Annotated in this window: 2 protein-coding genes; both read left to right on the top strand. The window is 36.3% G+C overall.

Going from position 1 to position 3,086, the window contains the following annotated elements; genetic code table 11:
- A partial coding sequence (gcvPA, locus tag V7056_RS20230; protein WP_499704184.1) for an aminomethyl-transferring glycine dehydrogenase subunit GcvPA occupies positions 1-1,275 on the top strand: 1,275 nt, incomplete at its 5' end.
- The gene (gene gcvPB / locus V7056_RS20225; protein ID WP_499704183.1) at positions 1,247-2,704 is read left to right on the top strand and encodes an aminomethyl-transferring glycine dehydrogenase subunit GcvPB; all 1,458 of its coding nucleotides are present in this window, start codon (positions 1,247-1,249) and stop codon (positions 2,702-2,704) included. The genes gcvPA and gcvPB, both read left to right, overlap by 29 nt.
- Positions 2,705-3,086: the final 382 nt, after the last annotated feature.

Genomic DNA, 3,086 nt, shown 5'->3' with positions numbered 1-3,086 from the left:
AATGGATTATTAAATATTAAAAAAGCAAAATCTGAATCTGATTTATTACAAGAACTTAATGGATTAGCTAATAAAAATGCGAACTTAAGAGAATATGTGTCATTCTTAGGTGCAGGAGTATATGATCATTATTTACCTACAGTAGTTGATCATGTCATTTCTCGTTCAGAGTTTTATACTGCATACACTCCATATCAACCTGAAATCTCACAAGGTGAGCTTCAAGCGATATTTGAATTCCAAACAATGATTTGTGAATTAACTGGAATGGATGTTGCAAACTCTTCAATGTATGATGGTGGAACTTCTCTTGCAGAAGCGACTACTTTAGCAGCTGGTCATACTGGTAAAAAACGAATTTTAGTTTCAAAAGCTGTTCATCCGGAGTCACGTGAAGTTATTTTATCTTATGCTAAGGGTCAACACTTAGAGGTTGTTGAAATTGGTCTGAAAGATGGAAAAACTGATATCGAAGAGCTGAAAAATGAAATGAACGATAATGTAGCGTGTGTTGTCGTTCAATACCCTAACTTCTATGGACAAATTGAACCATTAGATGAAATTGAACCAGTTGCTCATACTGGAAAAAGCTTATTTATTGTATCAAGTAATCCATTAGCATTAGCTGCATTAACTCCTCCAGGTGAATTTGGTGCTGATATTGTTGCAGGAGATGCTCAAACATTTGGTATCCCTACTCAATTTGGTGGACCACACTGTGGTTATTTTGCTACGACAACAAAATTAATGCGTAAAATGCCTGGTCGTTTAGTTGGTCAGACAGTTGATGGTGAAGGACGTCGTGGTTTTGTATTAACACTTCAAGCACGTGAGCAACATATCCGTCGTGATAAAGCGACTTCTAATATTTGTTCAAACCAAGCTTTGAATGCATTAGCAGCCTCAGTTGCAATGACGGCACTTGGTAAATATGGGGCAGTTGAAATGGCAACACAAAACATTCAACGCACTCAATATATGAAAAAGAAATTAGCGCAAAGCGGCATTTCTGTTGTGTTCGAAGGAGCGGCATTTAATGAGCTAGTTATCGATGTAAAACATAATGTGTCAGAAATTAATAAAGAATTATTTGCGAAGAAAATTATCGGTGGTTACGATTTAGCAAAAGTTGAACCTGCTATGGAAAATCATATGTTAATCGCTGTAACTGAACTACGTTCTAAACAACATATTGATACGTTTGTAGAAGAGCTTGCATTATTAGTAGACGGAAAGGGGATGCAACATGCTGAAGGATCAACCGTTAGTTTTTGAGATGAGTAAAGAAGGTCGTATTGCTTATAGTCTTCCAGTAATGGATGTTGAAGACATTAATATTGAAGATGTTATTCCAGCGACTTATATTCGAAAAGAAAAAGCAAATTTACCAGAAGTATCTGAATTAGATTTAATGCGTCATTATACAGCTCTTTCTAAGAGAAATCATGGCGTTGATTCAGGTTTCTATCCATTAGGTTCTTGTACGATGAAATATAATCCGAAAATTAATGAAGCTGTTGCTCGAATGAACGGATTTGCTCATATTCACCCATTACAAGATACTTATACTGTTCAAGGTGCTCTTGAGTTAATGCATGAGCTTCAACAGGAATTAAAAGAAATCACAGGTATGGATGAAGTTACGTTACAACCAGCAGCTGGTGCTCATGGAGAGTGGACTGGATTAATGATTATCCGTGCTTATCATGAAAGCCGTGGTGATTTCAACCGTACAAAAGTAATCGTACCTGACTCAGCACATGGTACAAATCCAGCTTCTGCAACTGTTGCGGGATTTGAAACGATTACAGTTAAGTCAAATGAAAATGGTTTAGTAGACTTAGACGATTTACGTCGTGTAGTTGACGAAAATGTAGCAGCATTAATGCTTACAAATCCAAATACATTAGGTCTGTTTGAAGAAGATATTTATGAAATTTCTGAGATTATCCATGCTGCAGGTGGTAAAGTTTACTATGATGGAGCAAACTTAAACGCAGTATTAAGTAAAGCTCGTCCTGGAGATATGGGATTTGACGTAGTACATTTAAATCTTCATAAAACGTTTACAGGTCCACACGGTGGTGGCGGTCCTGGTTCAGGTCCTGTTGGGGTTAAAGCAGATTTAATTCCATATTTACCTGCACCAATCGTTGAAAAAGTTGGAGATGAGTATGTTTTAAATTCTGATCGTCCTGAGTCAATTGGTCGAGTTAAACCTTACTACGGTAACTTTGGAATTAATGTGAGAGCATACACTTATATTCGTTCAATGGGTCCAGAAGGATTAAAACAAGTTACTGAAGATGCAGTTTTAAATGCAAACTACATGATGCGTCGATTAGAGCCACACTTTGATCTTCCATTCGATCGTCATTGTAAGCATGAATTCGTATTAAGTGGTAAACGTCAAAAGAAACTAGGCGTTCGTACGTTAGATATTGCTAAACGCTTATTAGACTTTGGATATCATCCACCAACAATCTACTTCCCATTAAACGTGGAAGAATGTATTATGATTGAACCAACTGAGACTGAATCGAAAGAAACATTGGATTCATTCATTGATACTATGATTGCGATTGCGAAAGAAGCAGAAGAAAATCCAGAAATCGTTCAAGAGGCTCCACATACAACAGTAGTAAGTCGTCTTGATGAAACATTAGCTGCTCGTAAGCCTGTATTACGTTATCAAAAAGCATAAATAAAAAAGTTCCCTTCTTTAAGGGAACTTTTTTTCGTATTTTGTTGATTTATACCTTTTCAGGATAAAGACATCATAAGGTGCCAGACTCCTTAAAAGAGCGGTTGGAAGGGGATCTATGTATTCCCTCATCGTCTTCACCCAGGATTTTCATTCCAAGCTCAATGAAAAAGGGCGTATGCTAAAGTTTTTTAGTAATCATGTATTCGAAAACTGTCTTTATTTTATTTGAAAAATTGCTGATAAATTTGCGTCCTTCTTTTTGTCTTGATCTAAATAAACATGATCAATCACTCGATAATAGCCTGGCTTTAATTTAGCGTTGAGTATGTCAAAATTGATTGTCTTTTTCATTGTTTTTCCTTTTGGTAAAATGATGCCT

Origin of the sequence: Bacillus sp. JJ664, from assembly GCF_036962205.1 — a bacterium.
Lineage (GTDB): Bacteria > Bacillota > Bacilli > Bacillales > Bacillaceae_G > Gottfriedia.
The sequence above is the reverse complement of the archived record's forward strand: the minus strand, read 5'-3'. Positions and strand labels throughout refer to the sequence as shown.